At 72.1% G+C, this 16,244-nt stretch carries 14 protein-coding genes and 1 riboswitch; of the genes, 6 read left to right on the plus strand and 8 right to left on the minus strand.

Annotation, left to right across the window (positions count from 1 at the left end; all coding sequences use genetic code 11):
• The first annotated feature begins 38 nt into the window (after positions 1–38).
• A complete protein-coding gene (locus tag ACZ470_RS29030) occupies positions 39–320 on the plus strand; it encodes an HPr family phosphocarrier protein (protein WP_030563197.1) in 282 nt (93 codons plus the stop codon).
• A gap of 157 nt (positions 321–477) precedes the next feature.
• On the opposite strand, the gene ACZ470_RS29035 is transcribed toward ACZ470_RS29030, so the two are convergent.
• From ACZ470_RS29035 to ACZ470_RS29050, 4 genes are all read right to left on the minus strand, one after another.
• Positions 478–1,182: a GntR family transcriptional regulator gene (locus tag ACZ470_RS29035; RefSeq protein ID WP_468431934.1), complete on the minus strand. Its 705-nt coding sequence runs from the start codon at positions 1,180–1,182 to the stop codon at positions 478–480.
• Between the two features lie 181 nt (positions 1,183–1,363).
• Positions 1,364–2,137 carry a M23 family metallopeptidase gene (locus ACZ470_RS29040; protein WP_468431936.1) on the minus strand — a complete coding sequence of 258 codons (774 nt, stop codon included), beginning with the start codon at positions 2,135–2,137 and terminating at the stop codon, positions 1,364–1,366.
• 12 nt (positions 2,138–2,149) lie between these two features.
• A riboswitch (cyclic di-AMP (ydaO/yuaA leader) is annotated at positions 2,150–2,314 on the minus strand.
• A gap of 201 nt (positions 2,315–2,515) precedes the next feature.
• Positions 2,516–3,904, minus strand: coding sequence for a M16 family metallopeptidase (locus ACZ470_RS29045; RefSeq protein WP_468431938.1), 1,389 nt, complete (start codon positions 3,902–3,904; stop codon positions 2,516–2,518).
• A complete protein-coding gene (locus ACZ470_RS29050) occupies positions 3,901–5,274 on the minus strand; it encodes a M16 family metallopeptidase (protein WP_468431939.1) in 1,374 nt (457 codons plus the stop codon). Before ACZ470_RS29050 ends, ACZ470_RS29045 begins: the two co-directional genes overlap by 4 nt.
• Before the next feature lie 513 nt (positions 5,275–5,787).
• On the opposite strand from ACZ470_RS29050, the gene ACZ470_RS29055 reads away from it, so the two are divergent.
• On the plus strand, positions 5,788–8,238 hold the full coding sequence (locus tag ACZ470_RS29055) for a DNA gyrase/topoisomerase IV subunit A (RefSeq protein ID WP_468431941.1): 2,451 nt from the start codon (positions 5,788–5,790) through the stop codon (positions 8,236–8,238).
• A gap of 6 nt (positions 8,239–8,244) precedes the next feature.
• On the opposite strand, the gene ACZ470_RS29060 is transcribed toward ACZ470_RS29055, so the two are convergent.
• Entirely contained in the window at positions 8,245–9,285 is a 1,041-nt protein-coding gene (locus ACZ470_RS29060) for a CobW family GTP-binding protein (RefSeq protein WP_468431943.1), read from the minus strand.
• A gap of 404 nt (positions 9,286–9,689) precedes the next feature.
• On the opposite strand from ACZ470_RS29060, the gene ACZ470_RS29065 reads away from it, so the two are divergent.
• The gene (locus ACZ470_RS29065; protein WP_468431945.1) at positions 9,690–10,163 is read left to right on the plus strand and encodes a DUF6082 family protein; all 474 of its coding nucleotides are present in this window, start codon (positions 9,690–9,692) and stop codon (positions 10,161–10,163) included.
• Between the two features lie 5 nt (positions 10,164–10,168).
• On the opposite strand, the gene ACZ470_RS29070 is transcribed toward ACZ470_RS29065, so the two are convergent.
• Positions 10,169–10,408, minus strand: coding sequence for a hypothetical protein (locus ACZ470_RS29070; RefSeq protein ID WP_468431947.1), 240 nt, complete (start codon positions 10,406–10,408; stop codon positions 10,169–10,171).
• Between the two features lie 330 nt (positions 10,409–10,738).
• Between ACZ470_RS29070 and ACZ470_RS29075 the strand changes: the two genes are divergently transcribed.
• The 3 genes from ACZ470_RS29075 to ACZ470_RS29085 all read left to right on the plus strand — a co-directional run bounded on the left by ACZ470_RS29075 (position 10,739) and on the right by ACZ470_RS29085 (position 14,096).
• Entirely contained in the window at positions 10,739–11,677 is a 939-nt protein-coding gene (locus ACZ470_RS29075) for a sucrase ferredoxin (RefSeq protein WP_468431949.1), read from the plus strand.
• 68 nt (positions 11,678–11,745) lie between these two features.
• On the plus strand, positions 11,746–13,419 hold the full coding sequence (locus ACZ470_RS29080) for an ATP-binding protein (RefSeq protein WP_468431950.1): 1,674 nt from the start codon (positions 11,746–11,748) through the stop codon (positions 13,417–13,419).
• The gene (locus tag ACZ470_RS29085) at positions 13,416–14,096 is read left to right on the plus strand and encodes a response regulator (RefSeq protein ID WP_468431951.1); all 681 of its coding nucleotides are present in this window, start codon (positions 13,416–13,418) and stop codon (positions 14,094–14,096) included. The genes ACZ470_RS29080 and ACZ470_RS29085 overlap by 4 nt, the downstream gene beginning before the upstream one ends.
• Positions 14,097–14,177: 81 nt before the next feature.
• Here the strand turns inward: ACZ470_RS29085 and ACZ470_RS29090 are convergent, their stop codons facing one another.
• Together ACZ470_RS29090 and ACZ470_RS29095 are read right to left on the minus strand one after the other, a co-directional pair.
• The gene (locus tag ACZ470_RS29090; RefSeq protein WP_468431953.1) at positions 14,178–15,770 is read right to left on the minus strand and encodes a solute symporter family protein; all 1,593 of its coding nucleotides are present in this window, start codon (positions 15,768–15,770) and stop codon (positions 14,178–14,180) included.
• A complete protein-coding gene (locus tag ACZ470_RS29095) occupies positions 15,767–16,216 on the minus strand; it encodes a DUF485 domain-containing protein (protein ID WP_468431955.1) in 450 nt (149 codons plus the stop codon). Before ACZ470_RS29095 ends, ACZ470_RS29090 begins: the two co-directional genes overlap by 4 nt.
• Positions 16,217–16,244 lie beyond the last annotated feature (28 nt).

A 16,244-nucleotide genomic window follows, 5' to 3' on the forward strand; every position in this document is an offset into this window, starting at 1 on the left:
TGGTCTAGACAACCCTGAACAGCGAAGGGCAGCAACACATGGCTGAGCGCCGCGTCAACGTCGGCTGGGCCGAGGGTCTCCACGCCCGCCCCGCCTCCATCTTCGTCCGAGCCGCCACGGCCGCAGGCGTCCCGGTGACGATCGCCAAGGCCGGGGGCAACCCCGTCAACGCGGCGTCGATGCTGGCTGTTCTGGGCCTGGGCGCCCAGGGCGGCGAGGAGATCGTCCTCGCGTCCGACGCCGAGGGCGCGGACGCCGCCCTGGACCGACTGGCGAAGCTGGTCGCCGAGGGTCTCGAGGAGCTCCCCGAGACCGTCTGACAATTCCAACGGCGCGGGGATCATCCGTCCCGTCACGGAATCCACCGCACCGAAGAAAGGTCCGCCCGAGCCATCGGGCGGGCCTTTCCTTTTCCCTTTTCGGGCAGCAGAAAAATACCCTGGGAAAAGGGCACCCTCTTTGTATACGGCGCCCGTGTTAATGCCGGAGGCTCGGAATGTTTACGGGATGTTGCGAGTTCCTCACACGGTCCGTGCGGGCGCCGCGGTCGGCGCCGGCGGCGAAACGCAGCCGGTGCCCTGCGCTCGCGCGCTCGGTGTGCAGCGCCGTGACCGCCCGCGCGCGGTCGCCGTCGCCGCGCGCCACCGCGTCCACGATCGCGCCGTGCTCCGCCCAGTACTCGACGGGGTCGGCGGGCCCCTCACTGGAGTACATCCAGGCGATCTTGTGCCGCAGCTGGGTCAGCGTCGACGTCAGCGCCGGGCTGCCGGAGGCCTGGGCGAGCGTCTCGTGGAACCAGCCGCTCAGGGAGCGCAGGTCGTCGCTGTTGCCCTGGCGGGCGCGCTCCTGCCCGAGCCGGACCAGGCCGCGCAGCACCTTCAGATGGGCCTCGGTGCGGCGCTGCGCCGCACGGGAGGCACCCAGCGGCTCCAGGAGCATGCGCATCTCCAGCAGGTCGGCGGCCTCCTGCTCGGTGGGTTCCGCGACGCAGGCGCCCGCGTGCCGCCGGGTCACCACGAACCCCTCGGCCTCCAGCGTGCGCAGCGCCTCCCGGACGGGGACGCGGGAGACGCCGTAACGGCGGGCGAGGACTTCCTCGGTGAGCCGGCCGCCGCGCTCGTAGACACCCGCGACGATGTCGTCCCGGATCGCCGTGCACACCGAGTGCGCGGGAATACGCATGACCGACCTCCGGCTTAATCCCCGTGAAACGTCGTCGATGGACGTGTGTTCCGTGACTCTATTGCAATGAGGGGGAATTTCCGACGGCGGGCCGGAATCCATGCACTTTTTTTGGACAAGCGGCCCCTGAAAACGCCGAAGGCCCCGGCTCGGGAGCCGGGGCCGCGCCGAAGGCAGGGCGTCAGAGGTTCACGCCGTGCCCGCGAAGGTAGGCGACGGGGTCGAGGTCGGAGCCGTACTCGGCGCTCGTACGGGCCTCGAAGTGCAGGTGCGCCCCCGTGACGTTGCCGGTCGCGCCGGAGAGGCCGATCCGCTGCCCGGCGGTGACCTGCTGGCCCACCGTGACGGAGATGGACGACAGGTGGCCGTACTGGGTGTACGTGCCGTCGTTCATCCTGATGACGACCTGGTTGCCGTACGAGCCGCCCCAGCCGGCCTCGACGACGGTGCCGATGCCGACCGACTGGACCGGGGTGCCGCTCGCGGCGTGGAAGTCGACACCGGTGTGGCTGCCGGAGGACCACACGGCGCCGCCGGTCTTGTAGCCGGTCGAGACGTACGAGCCGGGGATCGGGGAGACGAAGGTGTTGAGCCGCTCGCGCTCGGCCTCGCGCGCGGCGCGCTCCTTCTCCGCGCGGGCCTTCTCGGCGGCCTTGGCCGCCTTCTCGCGCGCGGCCTCCTCGGCGGCCTTCCGCGCGGCGGCCTCGGCGGCCTCGCGGGCGGCCTCGTGCTGGGCGGCCGCCTGGGCGTCGATCCGGTCGGCGACCGCGTCGCCCAGGGTGACGACGGGGGTGAGGCCGGTCCGTGCGGCAGCGGGTTCGGCGGCGAGCGCGGGGGCCGCGAGGGAGCCGACGACGCCGGTGGAGGCGAGGGCCGCGACGCCCGCCGCACGGGCGGTGCCGCGCTGCGTCCGGCTGGGACGACGGTGCTTCCCGGTGGCGCGGGTGAACGCCATGTACAGGCTGGTCCTTTCCTTCCCTCTCGCCTACCGGGTTAGCTGACGGGTTCGGAGCAGGAAGGTCTCCTACGGGCCCCCTCGCGACACGCGCGGGCGCCCGATTCACCCCAGGGACTGCGGTGGGTCCCCGGCTCCCCTGGCTCGCGCCGTACGGGGACTCGGCGATGACTGTCCGGTGCCGCGGATGCGGCGCACTGCCCGACGAACAGCCCGGACGACGCTAAGCAGGCCGTCTTCCAATCCCCAAACGGATCCCGGGTTTTGTAGCGCATCCCACAGGGCAGACAGGCAACTTCCGCCCCGATTCGGGCATAAGCGGGCCCTGGTGACTTTCGTGTCACCAGGGCCCGTACGCGCGTGTGTCCCGGCGGATCGCTACTCGGCCGCCACGACGGTGACTTCACCGATGCCGAGGGCCTCGACGGGCGCCTTGATCTGCGCCGCGTCACCGACGAGTACCGTCACCAGACGGTCCCCCGGGAAGGCGTTCACGACGGCCGCGGTCGCCTCCACGGTGCCGGTCGCGGCCAACTGCCGGTACAGGTCGGCCTGGTAGTGGTCGGGCAGGTGCTGCTCGACCTGGTCGGCCAGGGTGCTCGCGACGGCCGCGGCGGTCTCGTACTTGAGCGGCGCGACCCCCACGAGGTTCTGCACGGCGACGTCGCGCTCGTCGTCGGTGAGCCCCTCCGCGGCGAGCGTGCGCAGCACCGTCCACAGGTCCTCCAGAGCGGGACCGGTGTTCGGGGTGTCGACCGAGCCGCTGATGGCGAGCATCGCGGCGCCCGTGCCGTCCGGGGCGGACCTGAGGACCTGGCCGAACGCCCGTACGCCGTAGGTGTAGCCCTTCTCCTCGCGCAGCACGCGGTCCAGGCGGGAGGTGAGGGTGCCGCCGAGGCAGTACGTGCCGAGCACCTGCGCGGCCCACACCCGGTCGTGCCGGTCGGGGCCGATGCGGCCCAGCAGCAGCTGCGTCTGGACGGCGCCGGGGCGGTCGACGATCACGACGCGGCCGGTGTCGTCGGCGACCACCGGCGGAATGGGCCGGGGCTCGGCCGGGGAGCCGGTCCAGGAGCCGAGCGTGTCGCCGAGCAGCGCGTCCAGGTCGATGTCCGTGAGGTCGCCGACGACCACCACGGTCGCCGTCGCCGGGCGGACGTGCTTCTCGTAGAAGGCGCGTACGGCGGCCGAGTCGATGCCGGCGACCGTGTCCTCGGTGCCCTGGCGGGGGCGCGACATGCGCGAACTCGCCGGGAACAGTTCCTTGGAGAGCTCCTTGGCGGCACGACGGGAGGGGTTGGCCAGCTCGTGCGGGATCTCGTCGAGGCGGTTGCGGACGAGCCGCTCGACCTCACTGTCGGCGAACGCGGGCGCCCTCAGGGCGTCGGCGACCAGTCCGAGGCCCTTCGCGAGCCGTGAGGCCGGGACCTCCAGGCTGAGGCGGACGCCGGGGTGGTCGGCGTGCGCGTCGAGGGTGGCGCCGCAGCGCTCCAGCTCGGCGGCGAACTCCTCGGCGGAGTGCTTGTCGGTGCCCTCGGAGAAGGCACGGGCCATGATCGTCGCGACGCCGTCGAGCCCGGCCGGCTCGGCGTCCAGGGGTGCGTCGAGGAGCACCTCGACGGCGACGACCTGCTGGCCGGGGCGGTGGCAGCGCAGCACGGTCAGGCCGTTGTCGAGCCTGCCGCGCTCGGGGGCCGGGAAGGCCCAGGGCTTGGCCTCGCCGGCCTGCGGCTGCGGGTGGAAGTCCATCGTGGCGAGCTGCGTCACTTCGCCGCCTCCTCGTTCTCGTCGGTGCCGGCGACCGCGGCGGCTTCCTCGGTGTCCTCGGCCTCGGGGGCGACGGGCTCGTAGACGAGCACCGCGCGGTTGTCGGGGCGCAGGCGGGCCTTGGCGACCTCCTGCACCTCCTCCGCGGTGACCTCCAGGACCCGCTGTACGGCGGTCAGGGCGAGCTGCGGGTCGCCGAACAGGACGGCGTACCGGCACAGTTCGTCGGCGCGGCCCGCGACCGTGCCGAGCCGGTCCAGCCACTCGCGCTCCAACTGGGCCTGCGCGCGTTCCATCTCCTCCGCCGTGGGGCCCTCCGCGGCGAACCGGGCGAGCTCCTCGTCGATGGCGGCCTCGATGACCGGCACCTCGACGTCGCCGGAGGTCTTCACGTCCAGCCAGCCCAGGGAGGGGGCCCCGGCCAGCCGCAGCAGCCCGAAGCCGGCGGCCACGGCCGTGCGGTCGCGGCGGACGAGCCGGTTGTAGAGGCGCGAGGACTCGCCGCCGCCGAGGACGGTGAGCGCCAGGTCGACGGCGTCGCACGCGCGCGTGCCGTCCTCCGGCAGCCGGTAGGCGGCCATCAGCGCACGCGCGGGGACCTCCTCCTCCACGATCTCCCGCAGCTGCTCGCCGATGACCTCGGGCAGCGCGCCGTCGCGCGGCGCGGGCTTGCCGTCGTGGCCCGGGATGGAGCCGAAGTACTTCTCGATCCAGGCGAGTGTCTGCTCCGGGTCGATGTCGCCGACGACGGAGAGCACGGCGTTGTTCGGCGCGTAGTACGTGCGGAAGAACTGGCGGGCGTCCTCCAGGGTGGCCGCGTCCAGGTCCGCCATCGAGCCGATGGGCGTGTGGTGGTACGGGTGGCCCTCCGGGTAGGCGAGGGCGGTCAGCTTCTCGAAGGCCGTGCCGTAGGGGACGTTGTCGTAGCGCTGGCGGCGCTCGTTCTTGACGACGTCCCGCTGGTTCTCCATGGACTCGTCGTCCAGAGCGGTCAGCAGGGAGCCCATGCGGTCGGCCTCCAGCCAGAGGGCGAGCTCCAGCTGGTGGGCGGGCATGGTCTCGAAGTAGTTGGTGCGCTCGAAGCTGGTGGTGCCGTTGAGGGAGCCGCCGGCGCCCTGGACCAGTTCGAAGTGGCCGTTGCCCTTCACCTGGGCGGAGCCCTGGAACATCAGGTGCTCGAAAAGGTGAGCCAGACCCGTACGTCCCTTGACTTCGTGACGCGAACCCACGTCGTACCAGAGGCACACCGCGGCGACCGGGGTCAGGTGGTCCTCGGAGAGCACCACGCGCAGGCCGTTGGCCAGGCGGTGCTCGGTCGCTGTCAGGCCGCCGGAGCCTGCCTGGGCTGTGGCCGTGTGACCCATGGGCATGTACGTCCCTTCGATCGCGGAGGCGGTCGTCGACACCGCCGTTACTGCCGGTCCTGCCACTGTATGCAAGCGCGCGAACCCCCGACGAAGTTCCCACCCGGGCCGGACTACGCCGAGAGCGAGCACGCGCGGCGTACCCGCGGGCAGTGGTGCCGCCGTGCTCCGCGGGCAGTCGTGCCGCCGTGCTCCGCGGGCAGTCGTGCCGCTGGGGCGGCACGGGTGGGCGCGGGCGGCACCCCGCGAGCGCCGGGCAGCGCGACCCACCCCCGGCCGACACCAACGCGGAGCACCCGTACCGCGCCGGGCAGCGACACCCGCCCCGGCCCGGTTCACCCCGGCGACCGGGAAACCCCGCGCGGCACCCGCCACACGCCCACACGTACCCTGCTCGCACCGCCGCACCCCACCACCCCCACGGCACCCACAACCGGGTCCTGGTCCCGCCTGTCAGTGCGACGGTCCACAATGGTCCGCGTCAGATCCCGTCCCACGCTCAGCAAGGAGCCGGCAGCGATGGCCCGCCGCAGCACGAAGACCCCGCCGCCCGACGACCCGTACGAGGAGAAGATCCTCGACATCGACGTCGTCGACGAGATGCAGGGCTCCTTCCTCGAGTACGCGTACTCGGTCATCTACTCCCGCGCCCTGCCGGACGCGCGCGACGGCCTCAAGCCGGTGCACCGCCGCATCGTCTACCAGATGAACGAGATGGGCCTGCGCCCCGAACGCGGCTACGTGAAGTGCGCCCGCGTCGTCGGCGAGGTCATGGGCAAGCTGCACCCCCACGGCGACGCGTCGATCTACGACGCCCTGGTCCGCATGGCCCAGCCGTTCTCGATGCGCGTCCCCCTGGTCGACGGCCACGGCAACTTCGGCTCGCTGGGCAACGACGACCCGCCCGCCGCCATGCGGTACACCGAGTGCCGGATGGCCGAGGCCACCAGCCTGATGACCGAGTCCATCGACGAGGACACGGTCGACTTCGCGCCCAACTACGACGGCCAGGAGCAGGAACCGGTCGCGCTGCCCGCCGCGTTCCCGAACCTCCTGGTGAACGGCGCGTCGGGCATCGCCGTCGGCATGGCCACCAACATGCCGCCGCACAACCTGCGCGAGGTCGTCGCGGCCGCGCGGCACCTGATCCGGCACCCGAACGCCGATCTCGACGCCCTGATGAAGCACGTCCCGGGCCCCGACCTGCCCACCGGCGGCCGGATCGTCGGCCTCTCCGGCATCCGGGACGCCTACGAGTCGGGCCGCGGCACGTTCAAGATCCGCGCCACGGTCACCGTGGAGGACGTGACGGCCCGCCGCAAGGGCCTGGTCGTCACCGAGCTGCCCTTCACGGTCGGCCCGGAGAAGGTCATCGGCAAGATCAAGGACCTGGTCGGGTCCAAGAAGCTCCAGGGCATCGCCGACGTCAAGGACCTCACCGACCGCGAGCACGGTCTGCGCCTGGTCGTCGAGATCAAGAACGGCTTCGTCCCGGAGGCCGTCCTGGAACAGCTGTACAAGCTGACGCCGATGGAGGAGTCCTTCGGCATCAACAACGTGGCGCTGGTCGACGGCCAGCCGCTCACCCTGGGCCTCAAGGAACTCCTGGAGGTCTACCTCGACCACCGCTTCAACGTCGTGCGCCGGCGGTCGGAGTTCCGCCGCGGCAAGAAGCGCGACCGTCTCCACCTGGTCGAGGGCCTGCTCACGGCGCTGGTGGACATCGACGAGGTCATCCGCCTGATCCGGTCCAGTGAGAACTCCGCGCAGGCGAAGGAGCGCCTGATCGAGCGCTTCTCGCTGAGCGACGTCCAGACCCAGTACATCCTGGACACGCCCCTGCGCCGCCTCACCAAGTACGACCGGATCGAGCTGGAGGCCGAGAAGGACCGGCTGAACGCGGAGATCGAGGAGCTGACCCGGATCCTGGAGTCGGACGCGGAGCTGCGCAAGCTGGTCTCGGCCGAACTGGCCGCGGTGGCCAAGAAGTTCGGCAACGACCGCCGTACGCTGCTGCTGGAGTCGGCCGGCACCCCGGCCGCCGCCGTACCGCTCCAGGTGGCGGACGACCCGTGCCGCGTGCTGCTGTCCTCCACGGGTCTGCTCGCCCGTACGGCCGACAACGAGCCGTTGGCCACCGGCGGCAAGCGGGTCAAGCACGACGTGATCGTCTCGGCGGTGCCGGCGACGGCGCGCGGCGAGATCGGCGTGGTCACCTCGGCCGGCCGCCTGCTCCGGCTGAACGTCGTCGACCTGCCGCAGCTCCCGGAGGCGATGCCGACACCGAACCTCTCGGGCGGGGCGCCCCTGGCCGAGTTCGTGTCCCTGGAGGACGACGAGCAGGTGGTGTGCCTGACCACGCTCGACGAGTCGTCGCCCGGCCTCGCCCTCGGCACGGAACAGGGCGTCGTCAAGCGTGTGGTGCCCGACTACCCCTCCAACAAGGAGGAGCTGGAGGTCATCACGCTCAAGGAGGGTGACCGTATCGTCGGCGGGGTCGAGCTGCGCACCGGCGATGAGGACCTGGTCTTCATCACGGACGACGCCCAGCTGCTGCGTTATCCGGCGGGGCAGGTGCGCCCGCAGGGCCGCCCCGCGGGCGGTATGGCGGGCGTCAAGCTCACCGAGGGAGCGAAGGTGATCTCCTTCACGGCGGTCGACCCGGCGGTCGACGCGGTGGTGTTCACGGTCGCGGGCTCCCGTGGCACGCTGGACGACTCGGTCCAGACGACGGCCAAGCTCACGCCGTTCGACCAGTACCCCCGCAAGGGCCGCGCCACCGGCGGTGTGCGCTGCCAGCGGTTCCTGAAGGGCGAGGACTGCCTGTCCCTGGCCTGGGCGGGCCCGACGCCGGCCCGCGCCGCCCAGAAGAACGGCGCCGCGGTGGAGCTCCCGGAACCCGACCCGCGCCGTGACGGCTCGGGCGTGTCCCTGGCGAAGACGGTGTCGGTGGTGGCGGGCCCGGTCTAGACACCCCTAGGCCGCCGGGTCCTCGGCCTCCCGCACATAGCGCAGAACGCCCCACATGCCGTGCTCGTCGGTGTGTGGGGCGTCGTCGCCCCGGCAGCCTTCCAGCTCCTCGCGGAGCGCCGCGGTGTCGATGCCGGCCCCGATGAGCACGAGCTGGGTGAGCCGCTCCTCGCCGGCCGGCCAGGGCTCGGGGTAGAAGCGGAGGAAGCGTCCCACGGCATGCACGGCGTACCGGTTGCGCACGTCGTACGGCCCGAAGCCGACGTACCCCTTGATCCGGTACAGCCCCTCGGGCCTGCTGTCCAGGAAGCGGATCAGCCGCCGCGGGTCCAGCGGGCGCCCGGAGACGAAGGAGAGGCTGTCGTAGGCGGCGTGCAGATGCCCGGTGTGGTCGTGCCGGTGCAGGTCGTCGAACGACAGCTGCCCGACCCGCTCCTCGGCCGGGCGGCAGTCGAAGAGGATCTCGGGGTCCACCCGGCCGTGTGTGGCGGGCACGACGGCCGCGCGGTCGACGAGCGACCGGACGAGCCCCATGACCCGCGGCAGGTCCGTCACCCGGTCGGACTTGTTCACGACGACGAGGTCGGCGAGGGCGAGGTGCCGGTCGATCTCCGGATGCCTGGCCCGGGTGTCGTCGAACTCGGCGGCGTCCACGACCTCGACGAGTCCGCCGTACACGATGTCCGGATGCTCACTGGCGAGCACCATTCGGACGAGTTCCTGCGGTTCCGCCAGACCGCTGGCCTCGATGACGATGACGTCGATCCCGGCGGACGGCCGGGCGAGCCGCTCGAGGTACTCGTCCAGTTCGCTGCTGTCGACGGCACAGCACAGGCAGCCGTTGCCGAGCGACACGGTCGAGTCCCCGAGTGCTCCGGCCACGGCCATGGCGTCGATCTCGACGGCCCCGAAGTCGTTGACGACGGCACCGATGCGGCTGCCGCCGCTGCGGTGGAGAAGGTGGTTGAGCAGGGTGGTCTTCCCCGAGCCGAGAAATCCGGCCAGGACGACCACCGGAATCTGCCGCCCGCTGCTCCGCTCCGACACGCGACCCCTCTCACACCTGTGCGCACACCGGCTCGCTCCCGGCGTGCGCACCGACCAACCGACCGACGACCCAGGATACGAGTGGCGGGAACGGCCGCGAAGTGAACGATTGTTAGCAGCGTCCGCGGGGCAGACGTTGGGCAAGGCGCCGGTTTGTGCGACCCTCGCTTCCCTCCGTGCGCCTCCTCTCCGCCTTTCCGCCGATCAGAGCCGCTCGGCACCCTGGAAGGCGGCAAGCGCCGCCCACCGCTCGCCGGTTCCCTACAGTCGACCCGCATCCCGACGACCGGCGGACGGCGGCCTGATCGGGGGTATTTGACATGGCCACACAGATCCCGGGGCTGCGGAGGCTCCGCACCGCCACCGCGGCCGGCTTGGGCCTGGCCGCGGGTGCCCTTGCTGCCATGGCAGCACAGCGACACGTCCTGGACACGATCAACGAGCGTCTGGAGCACCTGGAGAAGCAGGCGCGCGGTCAGCAGCAGGCCAACCTGGCCATGCAGCAGCGCCAGCACTGGGAGTTGTTGAGCAAAGCCATCGACAACCCCGAACTCACCGAAGTGCTGGACATCTTCGCGGTGCCGGTCACCGTGCAGAAGCGCCGTCAGTACCTGTTCGCCAACGCGCTGTACACGAACCTGCTCTGCTACCACCGCATCGGCAACCTCACCCGGGACGAGTTCTTCAAGCACGCCCGGGGAATGTTCCAGAACCCGATCGTCAGGGAGTACTGGTACGCGACCCGGCATCTGCGCGCGAGCCTGAAGGGGACGGAGGAGGCGGAGCTCGGTCAGCTGATCGACGACCTGCTGCTGCAACTGGACGAGGCGGACACCGACGAGTGGTGGGTGGTCGGGGACCCGCCCGCCGACGCGTGACCCGCCTAGGCGTCCGGGATGTCCGCCTTCGCCTTGATCAGGGTCTCCCTGGTGATCACGACGATGCGTTCGTAGTCGGCGCGTGCGGCGTCCTGGGGCAGTTGGGGGTCGAGTGAATCAGTGACGTCCGTGCCGATGACGGCGAAGTTCCCGTCCGCCAGCTCGAAGATGTCGGGACATGTTCCACCGGTGGCGCTGCCTCGATAGCGTGGAGCGACACCGAGACGGCGGACGATCTGACTCACTGTTGAATTTCCTCTGCTCTCAAGGCACGAGCGCCTGCGCTCGCTGCCGCGCGATGCGCGATCGCATCTTCGCAGGCCCGACCCACTGCGGAGGGAGGCACGCAGATGCCCGGACCAGCTCGCACCGCAACGGACGCAACGCGTGCGGCAATTCCTATCACTCTGGGGTGTGAAGCCACTCCCGCTCCGAGGAATCCTCCGCAAGAGTGACGAGTAAGCGAAGAATCGATGATCAGCCGGGTTTACGGCAATTGTCACCACTGAGCGCGCACCCACGAGGCCGGTGGGGCGACAAGGCACTCCCGGGGAAGTCAGGTTAGGCTCACCTCTGTGAGTACGTGCTCAACCGTCTCCCGCCGGCTCGAGGAGCCCGTCGCGGGAACCGCGGCCACCGCGAGTACCTGGCTGCTGCTGGAGCAGCCCGGACCCTGGGGTGCGAAGGCGCTCACCTCGAGCCACCTCGACCCGGCACTGGGCCGTGCCCTGGAGGCCGCCGCGAAGGGCACCGGGGTGCGTATCGCGCTCATACGCCGGCCCGGGCGGCACGCGGACTCCCGGATGCCCGCCGCCCGCCGGGTGTACGCGGCCCACACCGTTCCGGGGAACGTGTGGACGCGCGCAGCCACCACCACGGACCCCGAACGCCTGCTCGACCTCGACTTCGCCGCGCTCGGCAGGGGCGAGCCGGAGACCTTCGAGTCGGCGCTCGGCGGACGGCCCCACGAGGGCGCCCCCCTCGCCCTCGTCTGCACCAACGGCAAGCGCGACCGCTGCTGCGCCCTCCTGGGCCGGCCCCTGGCCGCCGAACTCGCCGCCTCCGGCGTCGAGGGCGTCTGGGAGGTCACCCACCTGGGCGGCCACCGCTTCTCCCCCACGGTGCTCGTCCTGCCGTACGGCTACGCCTACGGCCGGGCCGAGGCCCACGCCGTCAAGGAGGTGCTGCACGCCGCGGAGGAGGGCCGGATCGTGGTCGAGGGGTGCCGGGGCGGCTCCGCCTGGGAGCGGCCCGGCCAGGCGGCGGAGCTGGCGGTACGGCGCGCGGTGGGCGAGTACGCCGCCGAGGTCCTGAGCATCGTACGGACGGACGGCGCGGGGCCCCGCCGGGAGGTGACCGTCGCCCACGCGGACGGGCGGCGGTGGGTGGTGGAGGTCGCCCAGGGCGCGTCCCTGCCGCCCCGTCCGGAGAGCTGCGGGTCGGTGCTCGGCTCACCCGCGCGGATGGACGTCGTGGACATCCGCGAGGTCACCGTGACGGCGCTGGCGAGCTGAGCCCCCTGCCGGGAGATCCCCGCCACACCCCCGCGGCACCCCGCTCCCGCCCACGTACCGTCATGGGTATGAGTCCCACTCCCCCCGCACGCCGCCTGCGCCTCGGCCTGCCGCGGCGGGTGTTCTCGCAGGTCCTGCTGATGCAGCTGGCGATCGCGGCGGGCGTCGCGGTGCTCGCCACCGGGCTGTTCCTCGCGCCCCTCGGCGACCAGCTGGACGACCAGGCGATGCGCCGCGCGCTGGCGATCGCGCAGACCACCGCCCAGCAGCCGCAGCTGGCGCGGGACGTGCGGAGCACGGAGCCGTCGCCGGACGGACCGGTGCAGCGGGAGGCGGAACGGATCCGGAAGGCCACCGGCGCCGAGTACATCGTGGTGCTGGATGTGCGGGGGGTGCGCTGGTCGCACACCGATCCGCGGCGGATCGGGGGCCCGGTGTCGACCGATCCCGGGGAGGCGCTGGCCGGACACGAGGTCATGGAGATCGACGAGGGCACCCTGGGGCGCTCCGCGCGGGGCAAGGTGCCGCTGCGGGACGACGACGGCGCGATCGTCGGGGCGGTCTCGGTCGGCATCGCCTACGACAGCGTCCGGGCCCGGCTGATCCACGCCATCCCGGGGCTGTTCGCGTACGCGGGCGGCGCCCTGGCCGTGGGCGCGCTCGCGGCCTGGCTGATCTCCCGGCGGGTCCAGCGGCAGACCCGCGACCTGGCCTTCTCGGACATCGCGGGACTGCTCGCGGAGCGTGAGGCCATGCTGCACGGCATCCGGGAAGGTGTCGTCGCCCTGGACCGCGGCGGCCGCATCCGGCTGCTGAACGACGAGGCGCAGCGCCTGCTGGGGATCGGCGAGGAGGCCGTCGGCCACTCCCCCGACCGGGCGCTGGGCGAGGGACGCACCTCCGACGTGCTGGCCGGACGGGTGACCGGCACCGATCTGCTCACCGTCCGCGGCCGGCGGGTCCTGGTCGCCAACCGCATGCCGACGGACGACGGCGGCGCCGTGGCCACGCTGCGTGACCGCACGGAGCTGGACCGGCTCGGCCGGGAGCTGGACTCCACCCGCGGGCTGATCGACGCGCTGCGCGCCCAGGACCACGAGCACGCGAACCGCATGCACACCCTGCTGGGGCTGCTGGAGCTCGAGATGTACGACGACGCGGTGGAGTTCGTCGGCGAGGTCGTCGGTGCCCACCGGGCCACGTCCGAGCAGGTCACCGAGAAGATCCGGGACCCGCTGCTGGCGGCGCTGCTGGTGGGCAAGGCGACGGTCGCGGCCGAGCGCGGAGTGGCGCTGTGGGTCTCGGACGGGACCCGGCTGCCGGACCGGCTGATCGACCCCCAGGGGCTCGTCACGGTCGTCGGCAATCTCGTGGACAACGCCCTGGACGCCGTCGCCGGTACACCGCACGCGCGCGTGGAGGTCGAACTGCGCGCCGAGGGGCGTACGGCGGTGCTCGTGGTGCGCGACACCGGGCCCGGGGTTCCGCCCGAGCGGCGTGAGTTGATCTTCACCGAGGGCTGGACCACCAAGGAGCCGCCGGCCCACCGCGAGCGGGGCATCGGGCTGCCGCTGGTGCGCCGGCTCGCCGAGCGGCAGGGGGGCAGCGCGAGCGTGGGCGAGGCGCCCGGCGGAGGCGCGCAGTTCACCGTCGTCCTGCCCGAGGCCCTGACCGAGCCGGGCGCGGAGCCCGCTCTCACCGGGGCGTCCGCCCCGGTGACCGCCGAGGAGGAGTCGCGGTGATCGAGGTTCTGGTCGTGGACGACGACGTCCGCGTCGCGCGGGTCAACGCCGCGTACGTCGAGAAGGTGCCCGGCTTCCATGTCGCCGGCGAGGCGCACAGCGCGGCCGAGGCGCTCGGCCGGGTGGAGGCACTGCCCCGGCTGGATCTCGTGCTCCTGGACCACTACCTGCCCGACGAGACGGGCCTCGAGGTGGTCCAGGAGATGCGCCGGCGTGGCCACCAGACCGATGTGATCATGGTGACGGCGGCGCGTGACGTGTCGACCGTGCAGGCGGCGATGCGCCACGGCGCGTTGCAGTACCTGGTCAAGCCGTTCGCCTTCGCCGGTCTGCGCGCCAAGCTGGAGGCGTACGCGGAGCTGCGCCGTACGCTCGACGGCGGCGGTGAGGCGGAGCAGGCGGAGGTGGACCGCATCTTCGGCGCGTTGTCGGTGTCGTCCGAGCCCCAGCTGCCCAAGGGGCACTCCCCCACCACCGCGGAACTCGTGCGGCAGTCGCTGATGAACGCCGACGGCCCGCTGTCGGCCCAGGAGATCGCCGAACGCACCGGGGTGAGCCGCCAGACCGCCCAGCGCTATCTGAAGCTCCTGGAGCGCACGGGACGGGCCACGCTGACCCTGAAGTACGGGGACGCGGGCCGCCCGGAGCACCGGTATGTGTGGGCGACCCGCGCCTGAGGACACGGCCCATGGGGGCGGGGGAAGGAACCGTGCCCCCTTCCCATACGGACGGCGGCGCCGACCGTCTCCGCCGGATCCCTACACGGCCCCCGCGCCGGTGAGTGAGCGCACCTCGGTCTCCGCGTGCTTGGCCTCGTCGGGAACCTCGGGCGAGGTGACCGTGCCCAGCCAGCCCGCGAGGAAGCCCAGCGGGATGGAGACCAGACCGGGGTTCTGGAGCGGGAAGAGCTGGAAGTCGGCGCCGGGGAAGAGGGAGTCGGGGCTGCCCGACACCACCGGGGACAGCAGCACCAGCACCACGGCCGGAATCAGACCGCCGTACACGGCCCACACGGCACCGCGTGTGGTGAAGCCGCGCCAGAACAGCGAGTAGAGCAGCACGGGCAGGTTCGCGGACGCGGCCACGGCGAAGGCGAGACCCACCAGGAACGCGACGTTGAGGTCGCGGGCCAGCAGACCGAGGGCGATCGCGACCAGGCCGATGCCGACCGAGGCGACGCGGGCGACGGCCACCTCGCCGCGCGGCTTGCCGCGCCGGCGCCGCAGTGAGGCGTACAGGTCGTGTGCGACGGACGCCGAGGAGGCGAGCGTGATCCCGGCGACCACGGCGAGGATCGTGGCGAAGGCGACCGCGGCGACGACCGCGAACAGGATCGTTCCGCCGGTGGAGTCGGCTCCGCCGCCCAGGTCGAGGGCCAACAGGGGCACCGCCGTGTTCCCGGACGCGTTCGAGGCGCGCACGGCGTCCGGTCCGATGACGGCGGCTGCGCCGAAGCCGAGCACGATCGTCATCAGGTAGAAGCCTCCGATCAGGCCGATCGCCCAGACGACCGACCGCCGTGCGGCCCGCGCCGTGGGGACGGTGTAGAAGCGGGACAGGATGTGCGGCAGCCCCGCGGTGCCGAGCACCAGGGCGAGACCCAGGCTGATGAAGTCGAACCGCGCGGTCCAGTCCCCGCCGTAGGCGAGTCCGGGCGCCAGGAAGGCCTCCCCGTGGCCGCTGCGTTCGGCCGCGGTGAGGAGCAGCCGGTTGAAGTCGCCGTGGAACCGCAGCAGGACGAGGACGGTCAGGGCGACGGTGCCGCCGAGCAGCAGGACCGCCTTGACGATCTGGATCCAGGTGGTGGCCCGCATCCCGCCCAGCGACACATAGATCACCATCAGCACGCCGACGCCGACGACGGTCCAGGTGCGTACCGCCTCGTCCGTGCCGCCGAGCAGCAGCGCGACCAGGGTGCCCGCGCCCACCATCTGCGCCACCAGGTACAGCAGGGACACCGTGACCGAGGAGGTTCCCGCCGCGATCCGCACCGGCCGCTCCCGCATACGCGCCGCGACCACGTCGGCGAGGGTGAACCGGCCGCAGTTGCGCACCAGTTCCGCGACCAGGAACAGGACCACCAGCCAGGCCACCAGGAAGCCCACCGAGTAGAGCATCCCGTCGTAGCCGACGAGCGCGATGAGACCGGAGATGCCGAGGAAGGAGGCGGCCGACATGTAGTCGCCCGCGATGGCAAAACCATTTTCCATCGGGGAGAAGAGCCGCCCGCCCGCGTAGAACTCCTCGGCCGAACCCCGCCGTCCGCGGCCGACCCAGGTCGTGATGCCCAGGGTGACCGCGACGAACGCGCCGAACAGCAGCAGCGCCGGCAGCTGGTGATCACCCGTCATGCCGCACCGCCTCTCCCGCGCGCCAGTTCCTGGGCGTCCCAGCGCAGTTCCAGCGCGGCACGGTCCCGGCGCAGCCGCGCATGCCGTGCGTAGGCCCAGGTGAGCAGGAAGGTGGTCAGGAACTGGCCGAGCCCGGCGAGCATTCCGACGTTCACGGCGCCCGCGACGGGCCGGGCCATCAGGTCCGGCGCGGTGGTGGCGGTCACGACGTACGCCACGTACCAGGTGAGGAAGGCGACGACCGCCGGGACCACGAACCGCCGGTACCGGCTGCGCACCTCCTGGAAGGCCGCGCTGCGCTGGACCTGGAGGTAGACGTCGGACCCGTCCGCGCGGCGGGCCGGCGGAACCGCCTCGGCCGGGCCGGCCGACTCGCCCCAGCCCGAGGCCAGGGCGTCGTACCAGGGATCGTCGTACCTCACGTCCCCCGAGTTGCTTCGCTGCATGCCCAAGGATGGGCAGAACGGGAAGATC

It is taken from the genome of Streptomyces sp. NPDC031111 (assembly GCF_055570675.1).